The following is a 16688-nucleotide window of genomic DNA, read 5'->3' as shown; positions in this document are numbered from 1 at the left end:
GGCGGTCAGGGGCGGGCGGGCAGGAGGACGGACAGGGTCTCGGAGACCTCGACCGGGCTCAGCGCGCCGAACGGCAGCGGGGCGCCGCCGTCGGTGGCGGCCCGGACGCCGCGGACGACGAGCTGGGAGCGGTCGGGGCCGGTCCGCGCCGCGGGCGCGAACTCCACGACGACGCGGCGGGCGCCCCCGAGCCGCCGCACGAGGCGCACCTCGTATGCGTCGCCGCTGGCTTCCTGCGTCCAGCTGTCGCGGTGCAGGATGCTCCACATGTCGTCCACGGGCAGCCGCGTCCCGTCGAACCGGACGAGCCGGTCGCCGCGCGGCTCGTCCGCGGTGAGCCGGACGACCGGGTGCCCGAGCTGCTCGAACGGCTGCATGAGCTCGTAGTCGGCGAGGACTCCGGCCCACGCCCCGACGTCCTTCTCGTCCAGGCGCGCCGGGTGCGCGACCTGGATCCGGGCGGTGCCGGACGGGACGAACGGGTCGTCGTGGACGTCGGCGAACGTGCCGTCCTCGGCGACCCGGAACGCCGTCGCGGCCCCGGCGTCCGGGGCACCGGCGTCCGGGGCACCGTCGAGGGCGAGCCAAACGAGGCGGCGCGCGATGAGGCCCACGAGGGGGTGCCGCACGAAGTGGTCCCGGAACTCCTCGTGCGTCCAGCTCCGCTCGTAGCGCATCGCCTTGAGGAGGCGCCGCCGCCGCTCCGCCACCACCGCCCGCGCGTCCTTCTTCAGGTCGGTGAACTCCCGGTACGCGGCGACGGCCGGATCCGCGGGGTCGGCCGCCGCGGGCTTGGGCAGGGACGCGCGGACCTCGCCGTCCTCGTCGGTGACGAACGGCCGGAACTCCTCGTCGAAGCCGACGCGGAACCGGCGCGTCCCGTAGTCGAGGGTCATCGAGGCGTCCGCGTCCAGGCCGAAGTCGGGGACGAGCCGGTCCATGAGGTGGTCGAGGTCGAGCCCGCGGGCGGCGGCGGCCTCCTCCAGCCGGGACGTCGCCGCGTACTGCAGCGATTCGAACTTCGTGGTCCGGGCGATGCGGTCGAGCGCGGACAGCGCCATGTCGGATCCCAGCGCGGCGAGGACGTCCACGCCCTTCTCCGCCTTCGCGACGCCGCGCTCGCCCGGCCAGCGCTCGATCAGCGGGACGAGCCGGCGGACGGTTCCGCCGTCGCCCGTACGGCCGAGCTGGAGCAGCGCCCAGGAATCCTTCGCCGGCGCCCCCGCGGCCTGCCACCGGTCGAACAGGGCCAGGCCGAACGCCGCGAGCGACGCGGGGTCGCAGGCGTCCCGCATCGCGCCGACCTCGTACGGGTCGGGCAGCGCCAGCAGTTCGACGAGCGCGCGCGTGGCGTCCGCCGACAGCGCGGTCGCGCCGTCGCGCAGCAGCACCGGGGGCAGGCCCGCGACGTCCGCCCAGTCCGGCAGTTTCGGGCGCCGGGCGAGGCCGGTCCACACCGGATGCGCGGACAGGACCTCCCGCAGCGGGTCCGCGGCCTCGGGGAACGCGTCCGCCGCCGCGGCGACGACCGCGTCGAGGCCGTGCCGGGCGGCGAGGTGCCGCAGGGCCGCCTCCGCGGCCCGCCGGGGCTTGGCCGTCTTGCCGAGCGCGGCCGGGACGAGGTACGGCACCGCCGTCAGCCCGTGCCGGTCGAACCACGCCTCCGTCTCTCGGACGCCGCCCGGCCGCGCGAGGCGGTCCCCCATCCAGAGCGCGACCTCCTCCCCGGTGTACGGGAGCAGGACCTCGCGGCCGAGCGCCCCCCGGCCGGCGAACGCCAGCGCCGGCGCCAGCGCGTCGAGCTCGTACCGGGCGATGATGACCGTCATGTCCTCTTCGAGATAGGAGAGCTCGTCGTCCAACGTCCAGCCCGGCAGGAGGGGCCGGACGAGCTCCTCCGGCCCGTACAGGAACAGCGAGACGACCCTGGACAGCTCGCCCCGGCGGCGCTTCTCCGCGAGCTCCTCGAAGCTCTCCTTCGGGCGCTGGAACGTGCCGCTGTCGGAGGCCAGCCATTCCGCGCGCTCGCCGTCCCGCCAGGCCATGGCGCGGACGGCGGGCGGTTCCAGCCCCGGCACGACGGGCTTGACCGGGCGGTCCCCCGGCAGGTCCCGGAGGAACCCGGGCGTCGCCGCGGGCGCCGCGTCCGCGTCCGGGACGGCCGGCGCCGCGACCGCCTCCACCTCCACCCGCTCCCCGGCCGGCAGTCCGGGGAGCGCCGCCGCGACCGCGGCGGGGTGCGCCCGGACGTGCCCGGCGAGCAGCTCGCGGGCGTGCCGGGTCCCGGCCCCGGCGAGCAGCCGCAGCGCCCGCACCGGGAACCGCTCCATCGCCTGCCCGAGCGCCTGCACCGCCGTGCGGTCGCGGCCGGACCGGGACCGGTCGAGCAGCGCCCGGAACGCGGCGTCGGACGGCAGCACCGCGATCGTCTCGCACACCGCCGTCCGCTCCGCGGCGGTCAGCGACCGCGCGCCGCCGTCGAGCCGGTGCAGCAGGTACGGGAGGAGGTCGGCGCCGCAGGCGTCGGCCAGCGTGACGAGGACCTCCCGCGTCGTGTCGCTCTGGGAGGCGCCGGGCGCCGGGTCGCCGAGCTGGGCGGCGTCGGTGAGGGCGCAGAGCCGCAGCACCCGGTCGCCGCCATCGGCCCAGCCCGGCTCCGCGAGGCACTCGGCCAGCCAGTCCGCACGGGTGGGCAGCAGGTAGGACACCGGCCAGCGCAGCCCCGGCGACACCCGGTACCGCTCCAGCGCCCGTTCGGCCTCCGCGTACTCCTCGTCGCCCGCGGCGGCCAGCAGGGCGCGGACGCGGCGCAGCGCGCCGCGGTGCGCCCGGTCGCGGTCGGCGCTGTAGAAGGACACCGACCGCTTGCCGCTCTCCGGCCCGTCGAAATGCCTGGGCGTGCGCGTCACCTCGACGGCGGCACAAGCCGCGAACACGACGCCGTGCTCGGCGGCCCAGTGGTCGGCGAACACGCGGTTCGGGTCGTCCGGCAGTTCGTACCAGTCGAGCACGTACTGGACGAGGGCCGCGACCGTCGCGGCCCCGACGGGGTCGGGCGTCCCCGCCAGGTGCCGGTGCACGGCGGCGGTGCGGGGGTCGTCCGCGCGCAGTTTCGCGAACGCGGACTTCGCCTTCGCCTTCACCATGAGCTCCGGCGCGGTCTTGCCGCCGGTCCGCCGGATCGCCGGGCCGGGCGCGCCGCCGCGCCGCGGGTGCAGGTGCCGCCGCCACGCGGCGGGCAGGATCAGGACGTCTTCGTCGGGGAGCATGTTCTTCCAGTTCAGAGGGATGGAAACAGGACGGTGAGGGCTTCGGAGACGGTGGCGGCGTCCAGGTCGCCGAACGGGACGGGGTCGCCGCCGAGGGGCCCGTCCTTCGGCGCGGGCCGCGTCGACGCCCGGACGTACTCGACGGTCATCACCGGGTCGGCGTCGCGGGGGTGCGGCCACGGCCCGGTGCCGAGCCCGACGACGACGCACCGCCCGCCGCCCGCGTCCCACCACGCCCACCGCTCGTCGCCGGGCTCCGTGTACAGGCGGCCGGCCCGCCACGGGGAGGAGTTCCGCGCGGCGCGGAAGTCCGCGGCGTGGAGCGCGCGGCCCGCGTACCGGTCCAGCCGGTCGCCCGCGCGCTCCGCGCGGGAGAGGCGGACGGCGGGCCGGTCGAGCTGCGGGAACGGCTGCAGCACCTCGTAGTCGGCGAACGTTTCGCACCACGCCGGGAGGTCGTCCCCCAGGTGCGCGGGGTGCGCGACGCGGACGCGGGCGGACTCCGCCGGGACGAACGGGTCGTCGCGGACGTCCGCGAACGTGCCGTCCTCGGCGATCCGGAACGCCGTCGCCGCGCCGCCGTCCTCCGCGAGCCACACCAGGCGGCGCACGACGCGCCCCACGACCGGATGCCCGGCGAGGTGCTCGCGGAACTCGTCCGGCGCCCACCGCCGGCCGCGCAGCATCGCCTTCTCCAGGGCGCGGCGCCGGTCGGCCAGGACGCGCCGCACCTCCCGCTTCAGCTCGCCGAACGTCCGGTACGCGGCGGGCGCGAGGTGCGGGTCGTCCTTCGCGGCGGGCTTCGGCAGCGTCGCCCGCGGGGTCCCGCTCTCGTCGAAGACGCGCGGCTGGAGCCGCTCGTCGAACCGGACGCGGAAGCGGCGCGGCCCGTAGTCGAGGGTCGTCGCGGCGTCCGCGTCCAGCCCGAGGCGGGGGACGAGCCGGTCTTCGAGCCGGTCGGAGGTGAGGCCGCGGGCCTCGGCGGCACCCCGGAACCTCTCCCGCGCCCGCCAGGGCAGGTCGGGCAGCGGGCTCTCCTCGGCGATCTCGCGGAGCGCGGCCAGCGCCGCGTCGGTGCCGATGGCGCCGAGCACGTCCAGTCCCTCGACGGCCTTGGCGTGCCCGCCCTCGCCGGGCCAGGCGGCGATGACCGGGACGAGCCGGGCGACGGTCGCGTCGCCGCCGGTGCGGCCGAGCTGCGCGAGCGCCCAGCCGTGCTTCGCGGGCTCCCCGGCGGCCCGCCACTTCACGAACAGGGCCCAGCCGAACTCCATGAGGGCGTCGGGGTCGAGGCTCGCGCGCATGTCCCCGGTCGCGTACGCGGCGGGCGACGCCAGCAGCCCGACGAGCGACCGGGTCGCGTCCGCGGGCAGCACCGCGTCCCGTCCGCGCAGCGGCACCGCCGGCAGGGCGGCCGGGTCCGCCCACGCGGGGGGCTTCGGCCGCGGCACGAGGCCCGTCCGCAGCGGGTGGGCGGACAGGACGGCCCGCAGTTCGTCCGCCGCCTCGGGGAACGCGCCCGCGACGGCGCCGGCGCCGTGCGCGTCGGCGAGGGCGCGCAGCGCCGCCTCGGCCCCGCGCCGCTCCCCGGCCTTGCGGCCGAGCGCGGCCGGGGCCAGGTACGGCACCGCGCCGAGGCCGTGCAGGTCCAGCCATTCCCGCGCCCACACGCTCTCGGCCCGCTCCCACCGCTCCCCCATCCAGCGGGCCACGGCTGCGTCGAGGTAGGGCACGAGGAGCCGCCCGTCGAGGCCGGGGCGCGCGGTGGCCTGCGTCCAGGCGAACGGGAAGGCGTCGAGGCCGTGCCGGGCGACGAGCGTCAGCGGCCACGGACCGCCGTCGACGGCGTCCTCCGGCCGGTTCCAGTCCGCGAGCAGCGGGCGGACCACGGCGTCGGGCGCCCGCATGAGGAACCGCACCTTCAGGTGGCGCGGCATGCGGCGGCGGTAGCGGTCGAGGAGCTCGTCCCAGTCGGGGTCCTCCAGTTCCCGGTACTGGAGGCCCTCGGAGCGGACGTCGGCGTCCCAGCCGCGGTCGGGCGAGGCGAACCGGCGGCCGGCGGGCGGCTTCAGCCCCGGCACGACCGGTTTCACGGGCCGGTCCCACGGGAGCTCGGCGAGGAACGGGGGCGTCTCCTCCGGGACCGCCGCGGCCGGGACCGCCGCGAGCGGCCCGACCGCCGCGCGGATCCCGTCCGGCAGGTCCGGCAGCGCCCCCGCGACCGCGTCCGGACGCGTGCGGACGTGGTCGGCGAGCAGGTCGCGGGCACCGGCCGCACCCGACGCCGCGAGCAGCCGCAGCGCCCGCACCGGGAACCGCTCCATCGCGATGGACAGCGCGGCCTTCGCGTGCCGGTCGGGGCGCCTCCCGCCCGCGGCGCCGGCGGGCAGCGCGGCGTCCAGCAGCGCGCGGAACGCGGCGTCGGACGGCAGCACCGCGACCGTCTCCCACGCGGCCGCGCGCTCCCTGCCGTCGAGGCCCCGGTGGTCGAGCAGCCGCAGGAGGAACGGCAGGAGGTCGGCGCCGACCCCGTCCGCGAGGGTGGCCAGCACCTCCCGGGACGCGTGCCGCCAGAGCGGCCCGTCGGCGGGATCGCCGAGCCGGGCGGCGTCGCCGATCGCGCACAGCATCAGCGGCCGGTGCGGGGGGCCGAGGTCGGCGCCGGCCGCCAGGCACGCGTCCGTCCAGTCGCGGCGCGTCGGCACCAGGTACGCCGCGAGCCACGCCGGCACGGGCTCCGCCGCGGGCGCCGCCGCGAACGGGGCGAGCCGCCGCTCGGCCTCCGCGTACTCCGCGTCGCCCGCCGCGGCGAGCGCGGTCCGCACCCGCCGGAGGGCGTCGTGCGTGTTCGTCTCCAGCCTGGCGCGGGGTTCCGCGCCCAGCCAGCATCCCCGCCACGGGCCTCCGCCGGCGCGCCGCACGGCCGTGCGGGCCAGTTCCACGACCGCGCGGGCCGCGAACGCGGGCCCGTGCTCGGCCGCCCAGTACCCGGCGAACGCCCGGTGGATCTCCCGCCTGCCGCGTTCCCGGCCCCGCGTCGCCAACGCGGTGACGGCCGCGACGACCGCCGCGCCCGCCGGGTCGGGCGTCCCGGCCAGGTGGCGGCGCGCCGCGCCGGCGCGGGCCGGGTCGCCGTGCCGGCCCGCGAGCAGCGCGTCGAGCGCGCCGGACGCCTCCGCGAGGAGGGCCGGCACGTCCCGCGCCCCGTCCGCCCGGACCGCCGGGCCGGGGGCGCCGCCGCGCCGCGGGTGCAGGTGGCGCCGCCAGGCGGCGGGGAGCGTCAGGACGTCTTCGTCGTGCGGCATGCGGGATCCAGGAACTCGGGCGGGCGCGGTCAGGCGGACGTGCAAGCGAGGGCGGTCAGCGCGGTCAGCGCCTCGGACGTCCGCACGGGGTCGAGGTCGCGGAACCGGACGGGGGTGTCGGCGTGCGCCCCGTCCTGGACGGACGCGGCGGACGCCCGGACGCACCGGACGCTCAGCGTCGCGGCGTCGGGTCCGGGCTCGAACTCGACGACGACGTGCAGCCCGCCGCCGACCGGCCGCGAGACGCCCTTCTCGATCGTCTCCGCCGAGTTCCACGTCCAGCCGTCCGCGGGCAGGTCGTGGACGTCGCGGCGGAGCAGCCGCATCCCCTCGAAGCGGCCGAGGACGGACGCGTCCCGCTCCCGCCCGGTGAGCCGCAGGCAGGGCCGGCCGAGCTGCGCGAACGGCTGCAGGACCTCGTAGTCGGCGAAAATCTCCGTCCACGTCTCCGTCTCCGCGCCGAGCAGCTCCGGGTGCGCGACGCGGATCCGCGCCGTCCCGGACGGCTCGAACGCCTCGTCGGCCGCGTCGGCGAACGTGCCGTCCTCCGCGACGCGGAACGCCGTCGCCCCGCCGCCCCCGTGCCCGCCGCCCCCGTGCCCGCCGTCCTCTTCGGCGATCCACACCAGGCGGCGCGCGATCCGCCGCACGACCGGGTGCGCGACCGCGTAGCCGCGGAACTCCCCGGGCGTCCAGCGGCGGCCGTCCAGCATCGCCCGCTCCAGCCGCTCGACCTGGAGCAGCGCGACCGCCTCGACGTCCTTGCGCAGGTCGGCGAACCGGGCGTGGGCGGCGGGCGCGAGGACCGGGTCGTCCTTCGCGGTGGGCCGCGGGAGGGTCGTGCGGCGGGCCCCGTCGCCGTCGGCGACGACCGGGGCGAGCCGCTCGTCGAACCCGACGGTGAAGCGGCGCGGCCCGTAGTCGAGGGTCGTCGCGGCGTCCGCGTCCAGCCCGAGACGGGGGACGGACCGGTCGGCGAGCGTCTCGACGGCCAGGCCCCGCGCCGCCGCGGTCTCCGCGAGCACCTCGGCCGCCGCGTCGCGGACCTTGCGCGCGCGGCCCTTCACCGACATCTCGTACAGGGCGGTGACCGCGGTGTCGGAGCCGATCCCGGCGAGCGTCCGCAGCGCGCACGTCACGTCCCGCACGTCCCGCTTCGTCCAGCCGCGCAGCGCCCGCAGCACCGCCCGGACGGCGGCGTCGTCCCCGGTGCGGGCGAGCTGCTCCAGCGCCCAGCGCCCGTCGGACGGCATCCCGCCCACCCGCCAGCGCTCGAACAGGGCGAGGCCGAACTCCGCCAGCGAACCGGGGTCGCACACCTCCTCGACGGCGCCGACGCCGCCGTCGTCGGGCAGCGCGAGCAGTTCGACGAGCGTCCGGACGGCTTCGGCCGGCAGCACCCGGTCCCCGCCGCGCAGCAGCACGGGCGGGAGGGCGGCGAGGTTCGCCCAGCCGTCGAGCTTGGGCCGGCGGGCGAGGCCGGTCTGCGCGGGATGCGCGGTCAGCAGGGTCCGCAGCTCGTCCGCCGCCGCGGGGACGGCGGCCGCGACGGCGTCCGTGCCGTGCCGGGCCGCGATGCGGCGCAGCGCCGCCTCGGCGGCGCGGCGCGCCCCCGTCCGGGTGCCGAGGGCGTCGGGCGCCAGGTAGGGCGCGGCTGCGGGGCCGTGCCGGTCGCACCAGTCGCGCGCCGCCTCCCCGGTCGGGCCGCCGCGCAGCAGCCGTCCGGCCATCTGCGCGGCGACCTCGGCGTCGCGGAACGGCACGAGCAGCCCGACGTGGTCCGCCACCGAGTAGCCGACCAGCGCGAGCGCCGCCCGGTACGCCCGCTCCCCCAGCCGGGCCACGATGCCGCGCGCCACGGCCGGATCGCACCAGCGGGGGTTCCGTTCGAGGTCCGCCAGCAGCGGCCCCGTGAACTCCTCCGGGGCGTGCAGCAGCACCTGCCACTGCACGTCGCCGCGGCGGTAGGAGCGCACGATGCGCTCCCAGTCCGGGGCGTCCGGGGGCGGGACCCGGCGGGCGGCCTCGGCGAACCACGCCGCGCGCTCGCCGTCGTCCCAGGCGGTCCCGCGGGTCGCGGGCGGCGCCGCCCCCCGCACGACCGGCTTGACCGGGCGGTCCCACGGCGGTGCGGGCAGGACGTCCGGCGGCGCCTCCGGCAGGGCGGGGCCGCCGCCCGCGGCGAGCGGCTCGACGACCGCGCGGACGTCGCCGGGCAGGTCCGGCAGCACCGCCGCGACCAGCTCGGGGTTCGCCGCGACGTGGTCGCGCAGCAGCAGCCGGACGTCGGCGCCGCCCGAGGCCGCCGCCAGCCGGAGCGCCCGCACCGGGAAGCGCGCCGCCGCGGCGCCCAGCGCCCGCCGCGCGTCCCGCCGGACCTGCCTGCGGACGCCCTTGCGGACGAGCAGGCCGAGCAGCGCGCCGAACGCCTCGTCCGACGGCAGCACCGCCACGGTGTCGAGGAGGAACCCGCGGTCGCGGGCGGTGAGGCCGCCCAGTTCGAGGCGGTCGAGGAGGATGCCGAGGAGGTCCGGGCCCACGCCGTCCGCGAGCGTCACCAGCTCGTCGCGGGCGTGGACGTGCCCGTAGGGGACGAGGGAGGAGCGGCCGAGGGGCGCCGGGTCGGCGACCGACAGGCGGGCCAGCCTCCGCAGCCAGGGGGTGGCGGCGCTCTCCTCGACGCACTCGGCCACCCAGTCCCGCCGGGTCGGCGCGAGGTACGCGGCGACGCCGGCCGCCGCCGGGGTCGTCCGGCGGTCCGCCAGGAGCCGGACCGCGTCGTCGTGGTCGGCGGCGGGCGCCGTCGCGAGGAGCCGCCGGACGTGCCGCAGCGGACCGGTCGCGCCCTCCTCCGGCCACACCCCGGTGTGCCGCTCGACCGCGAAGCCGGACGCGTCCCGGGTCACGGTCAGGCGGGTCAGCTCCACCGCGGCGCAGGCGGCGAACCCGAGCCCGTGGCCGGCGTGCCAGCGGTCCGCGAACGCCCGGTGCGCGGCGTGCGCCCCGGCGAGGTCCTGCCCCGCCGTCGCCGCGGCCGCGACCGCCGCGACGGCCGCCGCGCCGAGCGCGTCCGGCTCCCCGGCCAGGTGCCGCCGCGCGGCGTCCCGGACGTCCGGGGCGGCCTGCGCGTTCCGCGGGAGGCCCTCGACGTGCGGGGCGGCCGCGGCGAGGAGGTCCGGGACGTCGGCCGCGTACCCGCCGCGCGGGCGCGGGACGGGCGTGCCGCCGCGCCGCGGGTGCAGGAGCCGCAGCCACGCGGACGGCAGGGTGAGGACGTCCTCGTCGGGAAGCGCGTCGGGCAGCGCGCCGGGGCGCTTGTCGGGGCGGCCGCTCATGCCGTCCGCTCGGCGGTCGTGACCAGGTCGGTGAGGGCCTCGGACGCGCCGACGGGGTCGAGGGCGCCGAACGGGACGGGCGTCCCGTTTTCCCCGGGCTCGGTCGCGGCCCGCACGACCCGGATGCCGAAGCACTCGCCGTCCCCGGCGTCCGCACCGAACTCGGCGACGACCCAGCCGCCGTCCGCGGTGCGGCGCGCCACCGCCTCGATGTCGTTCCGCGGTCCGATCCGGGTCCAGCCGCGGGACAGCAACTCGTACACGATGTCCTTTCGCACGTCACGGCCGGCGAACCGCTCCAGGCGGGAACCGGCCAGCTCCTCCTCGGTGAGCGACCACACCGGGTGGTCGAGCTGCGGGAACGGCTGCAGCAGCTCGTAGTCGGCGAGGATGCCCGCCCACGTCCCGGCCGCGGCGCCGAGCCGCGCCGGGTGCGCGACGGTGATCCGCGCGGCGCCGGACGGCGTGAAGACGTCGTCGCCGGCGTCGGCGAACGTCCCGTCCTCGGCGATCCGGAACGCGGTCGCGCCGCCGTCCTCGTCCGCGAGCCACACCAGGCGGCGGGCGATCTGCCGGACGAGCGGGCCCCGGACGGCGTAGTCGCGGAACTGCTCGGGCGTCCAGGTCCGCCCCGTCCGCATCGCGTCCTCCAGCCGCGCGATCTGCAGGGCCGCGGCGTCGGCGACCTTCTTGCGCAGCTCGCCGAACGCCGCGTGCGCGGCGGGCGCGACCCGCGGGTCGTCCCGCTTGCCGGGCTTCGGGAGGGACTTGCGGAGCACGCCGTCCTCGTCGGTCACCACCGGCCGGAGCCGGGCGTCGAACCGCACGGTGAAGCGGCGCCGCCCGTAGTCGACCGTCACCGCCCCGTCGCCGTCCAGGCCGAGGTCGGGGACGAGCCGGTCGCCGAGCACCCCCGGCGGCACGCCGCGCGCGTCGGCCGCCCGGGCGAACGCCCGCTCCGCCGCCTTCCGCAGGGTGCGGCCCGGCCAGCGGACGGCCAGGTCGTGCAGCACCGTCAGCGCCGTGTCGGTGCCGATGCCGACGAGGACGTCCAGGCCGACTTTGGCGCTGTGCATACGGTCCTTGCCCGGCCACGAGCGGATGTGGGGCGCCAGCACCGGGACGGCCGAGTCGTCGGCGAGGCGGTCGAGCCGCGCCAGCGCCCAGCCGTGCTCGGCGGGCATCCTGTCCGACCGCCAGCCCTCGAAGAGGGCGAGCCCGAACTCCGCCAGCGACGCCGGGTCGCACACCCGCGCGACGGCGTCCAGGTCGCCGAGTTCGGGCATCGCCAGCAGTTCCACGAACGTCTCGGTCGTCTCGGGCCGGAGCGCCTGCTCCCGTCCGCGCAGCAGCACGCGCGGCAGCAGCGCCGGGTCCGCCCAGGTCGGGACCTTGGGGCGGCGCAGCAGCCCGGTCGCGGCCGGGTGCGCGGTCAGGACGGTCCGCAGCGCGTCCGCCGCCGCCGGGACGGCGTCCGCCACCGCGTCGACGCCGTGCTTCCCGGCGACGCGCCGCAGCACCGCCTCGGCGGCGCGCCGCCGGGCGGCGGGCCGGGCGAGCGCCGCCGGGGCGGCGAACGGCACCGCGGCGAGGCCGTGCCGGTCGCACCAGTCGCGGGCGGCGCCCGCGCCCCGGGTGCCGCGGGCCAGCCAGGCGCCCATCACGGCCGTGACCTCGGCGTCCAGGAACGGCACGAGCAGGGCGGCGTGCCGCTGCTGCGCCTCCTTCGCCATGCGGTGCGCGAACGGCAGCGCGTCCTGCTCGTACCGGGCGACGAGCGACCTGCCCCACTCCCCGTCGAGCCAGGCGGGCGGGTCGTCCCACGCGGCGAGGAGCGGCCGGACGCCCTCCTCCGGCCCGTACACCGCGATCCGGGCCTGGAGCTGGGGCTGGGCCTTTCCGAAGGCGGCTTCGAGGTCGTCCCAGTCGACGTCTTCCGGCACCGGCATGTCGTCCAGTCCGGCGAGGGCCCATTCATCGCGCTCCCCGTCCGCCCAGACGACCGTCCTCGTCGCGGGCGCCTCGAGCCCTTGCACGATCGGCTTCACCTGCGCGTCCCACGGCAGCCCCGGCAGCGGCGCGGGCAGGGTCGCCGGGTCGGCCTCCGGCGTCGCGTCGCGCGGCCCCAGCACCGCGCGGGCCCCCTCCGGCAGGTGCTCGGCGAGGTCCGGACGGGCGGTGAGGTGGATTCTCAGCAGGTTCAGCGCATAGGCGGTGTCCGTCGCCGCCAGCAGCCGCGCCGCCCGCACCGGGAACCGCTCCATCATCGACATCAGCGCGGGCCGCACCCGGGGCCGGCCGGAGCGCTCCAGCAGCGCGGCGAACGCGTCGTCCGCCGGGAGCAGCGCGACGGCCTCCAGCAGGACGTCCGTCACGTGCTCGGGCAGGCCGTTGTCGAGCGTGGCGAGCAGGAGGGGCAGGACGTCCGTGCCGCAGGCGTCCAGCAGCGTCGCGAGCAGCGGCCGCGACACGTCGGGGAAGAACAGCGGGGACGGCGGATCGCCGAACAGTTCGGCCCGGTCGATCGAGAAGAGCTTCAGCTCGCGGTCGCCCCCGCCGGCCGGGTCGGCCGCGCTCTCCTCCAGCCAGTCCGCCTCGGTCGGCACCAGGTAGGACACGACGCGCCGCCGCGGCGCGGTCGTCCGGTGCCCGGCCAGGCGCCGGACGGCGTCCGCGTACCGGTCGTCGGGGGCCGCCGCCAGCAGCCGGCGGACGTACCGGAGCGTCTCCGGCCAGACGAACCCGGGGAAGGGCGTCTCGGTCGAGACCGGCAGCCGCCGCCCGCTCCGCTCCGCGATCCGCACGCGGCTCAGCTCCACCGCGGCGCATGCCGCGAACCCGAGTCCGTGCCCGGCGCGCCAGTGGTCGACGAACGCCCTGGCCCGCCCCTCGGACCCGCCGTCCTCCCCGGCCATCGCGACCGCCGCCACGACCGCCGCGCCCACGGCGTCGGGCTCCCCGCCCAGGTGCCGCCGGGCCGCGTCGCGCAGCCCCGCCTCGACCTCCGCGTCGGACGGCAGCGCGGCCAGGGCGTCCGCCGCGGCCTCGAGGAGGACCGGGACCTCCTTCGCCCGGCCGCCCCGCGCCGGCGGCAGCGCCCTGCCGCCCCGCCTCGGGTGCAGCTGCCGCAGCCAGGCGGGGGGCAGGACCAGGACGTCCTCACCGGAACGTTCGTCGGGGAGTTCGGTGTCGCTCACGGAGCATCACCGTAGAGAAACACCCCGACAAAAGAGATCAATTCGGCGGTTCAGACCGCTGCGGCGGCCAAAATTTCCAGGTCCGCGAGGATTTCAGACGCGACGACGGGGTCCAGGTCACCGAATCGCAGAACGCCGTCGTCCGCGCCGATCGTGACGTCGCAGAGCGTCTGGTCGTCCCCCTCGGCCATGCGCCCGATGCCGAAGCCCGGGCGGCGGCGGTCCCGGGCCGGTTTCTCGGATTGGCCGCTGTCCGGGCGGGCGGGGCGGCCTAGCGTCGTGGGGCGACGGAAAGGGAGGGCGCATGGATCCGAGACTGGCGGCGGACGCGGACGGGGTGGCGGGGCTGCTCGAGGAGGTGCGGGGGCACGCGGCCGGGGTGCTCGGGCGGCTGGGCGAGCGGGCGGTGGTCCCGGCGGCGGACGTGCCGGGGCCGGAGCGGCTGCCCGAGGAGGGCGCGGGGCTCGCGGGGGCGCTCGCGGCGTTCGCCGACCGGTGGGAGCCGGCGCTGTCGGCGAGCGCGGGGCCGCGGTACCTGGGGTTCGTGACCGGCGGGACGACTCCGGCGGCGCTCGCGGGCGACTGGATGACCGGGGTGTGGGACCAGAACTCGGTCTCGTCGCTCGACGGTGCGGGGCAGGCGCTGGAGCGGGAGACGGCCGGGTGGCTGCGGGACCTGTTCGGCCTGTCGGACGCGCACGGCGGGGCGTTCGTGGGCGGTGCGACCGCGTCGAACTTCGTGGGGCTCGCGGTGGCGCGGGAGTGGCTCGGGGAACGGGCGGGCGTGTCGCCGGCGGAGGACGGGGCGGGGGCGCTCGGGGAGGTGCGGGTGCTGTCGGGCGCGGCCCACTCGAGTGTGGCGAAGGCGCTCGCGATGCTGGGGCTGGGCCGGCGCTCGCTGGTCGGGGTGCCCGCGGTCGCGGGGCGGGAGGCGGTGGACCCGGCGGCGCTCGAGCGGGCGCTGCGGGAGGCGGACGGCCCGTGCGTGGTCGTCGCGAACGCGGGGACCGTGAACACCGGCGACTTCGACGATCTGCGGGCGGTCGCGGCGCTGCGGGAGCGGTACCCGTTCTGGTTGCACGTGGACGCGGCGTTCGGAGGGTTCGCGGCGCTGTCGCCGGCGCACGCGCACCTCGTGGCGGGGCTCGACGCGGCGGACTCGGTCTGCGTCGACCTGCACAAGTGGCTGAACGTCCCGTACGGGAGCGCGCTGCAGTTCACGCGTCGGCCCGACCTGCAGGCGTCGGTGTTCCGGAACGCCGCCGCGTACCTGGGGCCGTCGGGCGGGGCGCCCGATCTGGTGCACCTCACGCCGGAGAACTCGCGGCGGCTGCGGGCGCTCGCGGCGTGGTTCACGCTGCGCGCCTACGGCCGGAAGGGGCACCGGGAGATCGTCGAGCGGTGCACGGCGTGCGCGCGGGCGCTGGGCGACGCGGTGGAGGCGGTGCCGGGGCTGCGGCTGCTCGCGCCGGTCCGGCTGAACGTCGTGTGCTTCACGCTGGCCGACCGGCCGGACGCCGCGCGGCTGGCGGCGCTCGCCGACCGGGTGGCCGGGGAGGCGTTCCTGACGCCGACGGTCCACGACGGGGTGCCGGCGCTGCGGGCGGCGTTCAGCAACTGGCGCACCGGGGAGGCGGACGTGCACCGGGTGGCGGCGGCGCTGCGGGAGGCCGTGCCGGGGGTGTGATCAGTCCCGGTCGCGGCCGGGGGTGCGGCCGTACTCGCCGGCGTAGGCGGCGATGAAGGCGGACGGGCTCGCGTAGCCGACCCGGTGCGCGACCTCGGTGACGGGGTGGGCGCGCAGCAGGACGCGGGCCGCGCGGAGGCGGTGCCGGGTGCGCCACCGGGAGTAGGGCATGCCGAACTCGCGGACGAAGTCGCGCTGCAGGGTCTTCGAGCTGACGCGGAGGCGGCGCGCCCATTCGGTGAGCGGGGTGGGGTCGGCGGGGTCGCGGGAGAGGGCGCGGGCGACGGTGAGGGCGTAGCCGCTGCCGCCGGCGGGGCGGGGGACGCCGCGGCCGGTGAGCGGGGCGAGCCCGGCCATGATGCCGCGGCGCGCGTCCAGCGCGGTGCGCTCGTCGCAGTCGCGGCGGGTGATCAGCCGGATGAGCTCGGCGGCGCGGTCGTCGACGGCGACGGGCCCGCAGCGGTGGCCGTCCAGAGCGGGCGGGACCTCCCGCAGGCAGACGCGGTAGACGGTCTGGCGGTCGCCCGCGCGGACCTCGTGGGCGGTGGCGCGGGACGCCCAGTACCCCTCGCGGTGGCCGAGGAACCCGGTGTCGGAGCCGCTCAGCACGGCGAGGACGCCGTCGGGCGACCAGTAGAGCTGGTGCAGGAAGTCCTGGCGGCTCTCGCCGAGGGTGAGGCCGCCCGCCGAGCGGTACTTCAGCACGAAGATCCCGCCGGGGTCGCCGAGGCCGTAGCCGTACTCCTCGCAGTGGACGGGATCGTCGCGAAGGTGACCTCCGGGGCGCACAGAATGTCCTCTCACCGATATGTCCGAAAGTCAGGTAAGGCTAGCCTAAGCTGGCCGTCCGGCGCAGGTCAGGGCGGTTTCTCTCGTGAAACGTAAGGAAGCTCGCCCATGTCCACTCGCACGCGACTCGCCACGGCGCTCGCCGCCGCGCTGGTCCTGGTGACCGGCTGCGGTTCGGGGTCGGCCGACGACGCCGGGACGTCCGGGAAGACCCGGTCGTTCGCCGCCGACAACGGCACCGTGACCATCCCGGCCGACCCGAAGCGGATCGTGGCGACCGGGTACGCGGTGCCGGTGCTCATCGAGGCCGACGCGGAGCTCGTCGGCATCTCCACCTGGACGCGCGGGCTGGAGATGATGTCCGCCGAGGACCGGGCCAAGTACGACGGGGTCAAGAAGATCGCGGACGACGCGGCGGCCTCGACGAACTACGAGGCGATCGCGGCGGTGAAGCCGGACCTCATCATCATCGGGGTGCCGCGCCCGGTGCTCGGCGACATCGACATGAAGCGGCTGGAGTCGATCGCGCCCGTCGCGGTCATCGGCCCGACCGTCCCGTCGGCGTGGCGGGACCTGTCGCGCCGCCAGGCCGACGCGGCGGGCCGCCTGCAGTACTACACCGACACCAAGGCCGCGTACGAGAAGAAGGCCGCCGAGATCACGGCGAAGTACGCGGACGCCCTGAAGGGGCTGAAGTTCGGTCACGTCGGAACCTACGGGGACGTCGCGGGCGGGACGTTCATGCGGGAGTTCGGCGACTCCTGGGGCACGAACATCGCCGAGGACGTCGGCGTCACGTACTACGGCCAGGTCAAGAAGAAGGGCGGCGGCTCGAAGGACGTGTCGGAGACGCCGTCGCTCGAGGAGCTGCCGGAGAGCCTCGGCGAGGCCGACGCCGTCACGTACTCGCTCGAACCCGACGGGTCCACGGCCGAGGCGGTGCAGCGGGTTCTCGACTCCAAGCTTTGGAAGAACCTGCCCGCGGTGAAGGACGGCAAGACCTTCGGCCTGCGCTACACCGCCGCCGCCACCTACGAGTCGGCGCTGATGGCCCTGGACGACGTCGACAAGGCGCTCGCGCCGCTGCTGGAGGAGGGGAAGTGAGC

The 16688-nt window shown here is 77.7% G+C and carries 8 protein-coding genes; 2 read left to right on the top strand and 6 right to left on the bottom strand.

What is annotated here, in order from left to right; genetic code table 11:
* Nucleotides 1-5: 5 nt before the first annotated feature.
* The 5 genes from H505_RS50155 to H505_RS50150 are packed head-to-tail and all read right to left on the bottom strand — an operon-like array spanning nucleotide 6 to nucleotide 13297.
* Entirely contained in the window at nucleotides 6-3269 is a 3264-nt protein-coding gene (locus H505_RS50155) for a DUF4132 domain-containing protein (RefSeq protein WP_051301284.1), read from the bottom strand.
* An 11-nt stretch (nucleotides 3270-3280) separates the two neighbouring features.
* A complete protein-coding gene (locus H505_RS44965) occupies nucleotides 3281-6574 on the bottom strand; it encodes a DUF4132 domain-containing protein (protein WP_051301283.1) in 3294 nt (1097 codons plus the stop codon).
* A 29-nt stretch (nucleotides 6575-6603) separates the two neighbouring features.
* On the bottom strand, nucleotides 6604-9909 hold the full coding sequence (locus tag H505_RS0128850; RefSeq protein ID WP_026404753.1) for a DUF4132 domain-containing protein: 3306 nt from the start codon (nucleotides 9907-9909) through the stop codon (nucleotides 6604-6606).
* Complete coding sequence (locus tag H505_RS0128845) at nucleotides 9906-13106, bottom strand: DUF4132 domain-containing protein (RefSeq protein WP_026404752.1); 3201 nt, start codon at nucleotides 13104-13106, stop codon at nucleotides 9906-9908. Before H505_RS0128845 ends, H505_RS0128850 begins: the two co-directional genes overlap by 4 nt.
* A 50-nt stretch (nucleotides 13107-13156) precedes the next feature.
* Nucleotides 13157-13297 carry a hypothetical protein gene (locus H505_RS50150; RefSeq protein WP_157433162.1) on the bottom strand — a complete coding sequence of 47 codons (141 nt, stop codon included), beginning with the start codon at nucleotides 13295-13297 and terminating at the stop codon, nucleotides 13157-13159.
* A gap of 113 nt (nucleotides 13298-13410) precedes the next feature.
* Here H505_RS50150 and H505_RS0128835 point away from each other — a divergent pair, with 113 nt between their 5' ends.
* Nucleotides 13411-14793 (top strand): pyridoxal phosphate-dependent decarboxylase family protein, encoded by a 1383-nt coding sequence (locus H505_RS0128835; RefSeq protein WP_026404751.1) that lies wholly within the window; start codon nucleotides 13411-13413, stop codon nucleotides 14791-14793.
* Here the strand turns inward: H505_RS0128835 and H505_RS0128830 are convergent, their stop codons facing one another.
* A complete protein-coding gene (locus H505_RS0128830) occupies nucleotides 14794-15582 on the bottom strand; it encodes an AraC family transcriptional regulator (RefSeq protein WP_026404750.1) in 789 nt (262 codons plus the stop codon). It abuts the gene before it with no gap.
* Between the two features lie 108 nt (nucleotides 15583-15690).
* Here H505_RS0128830 and H505_RS0128825 point away from each other — a divergent pair, with 108 nt between their 5' ends.
* On the top strand, nucleotides 15691-16686 hold the full coding sequence (locus H505_RS0128825) for an ABC transporter substrate-binding protein (RefSeq protein ID WP_026404749.1): 996 nt from the start codon (nucleotides 15691-15693) through the stop codon (nucleotides 16684-16686).
* Nucleotides 16687-16688: the final 2 nt, after the last annotated feature.

Source organism: Actinomadura rifamycini DSM 43936 (assembly GCF_000425065.1).
GTDB lineage: Bacteria > Actinomycetota > Actinomycetes > Streptosporangiales > Streptosporangiaceae > Spirillospora > Spirillospora rifamycini.
Note: the sequence above shows the minus strand (reverse complement) of the source record. Positions and strands in the feature narration are given on the sequence as shown.

Coding starts and splice junctions, on each gene's coding strand:
- H505_RS50150 (WP_157433162.1), bottom strand. CDS start 13,297: ATGGCCGAGGGGGACGACCAGACGCTCTGCGACGTCACGATCGGCGCG.
- H505_RS0128835 (WP_026404751.1), top strand. CDS start 13,411: ATGGATCCGAGACTGGCGGCGGACGCGGACGGGGTGGCGGGGCTGCTC.
- H505_RS50155 (WP_051301284.1), bottom strand. CDS start 3,269: ATGCTCCCCGACGAAGACGTCCTGATCCTGCCCGCCGCGTGGCGGCGG.
- H505_RS44965 (WP_051301283.1), bottom strand. CDS start 6,574: ATGCCGCACGACGAAGACGTCCTGACGCTCCCCGCCGCCTGGCGGCGC.
- H505_RS0128825 (WP_026404749.1), top strand. CDS start 15,691: ATGTCCACTCGCACGCGACTCGCCACGGCGCTCGCCGCCGCGCTGGTC.
- H505_RS0128850 (WP_026404753.1), bottom strand. CDS start 9,909: ATGAGCGGCCGCCCCGACAAGCGCCCCGGCGCGCTGCCCGACGCGCTT.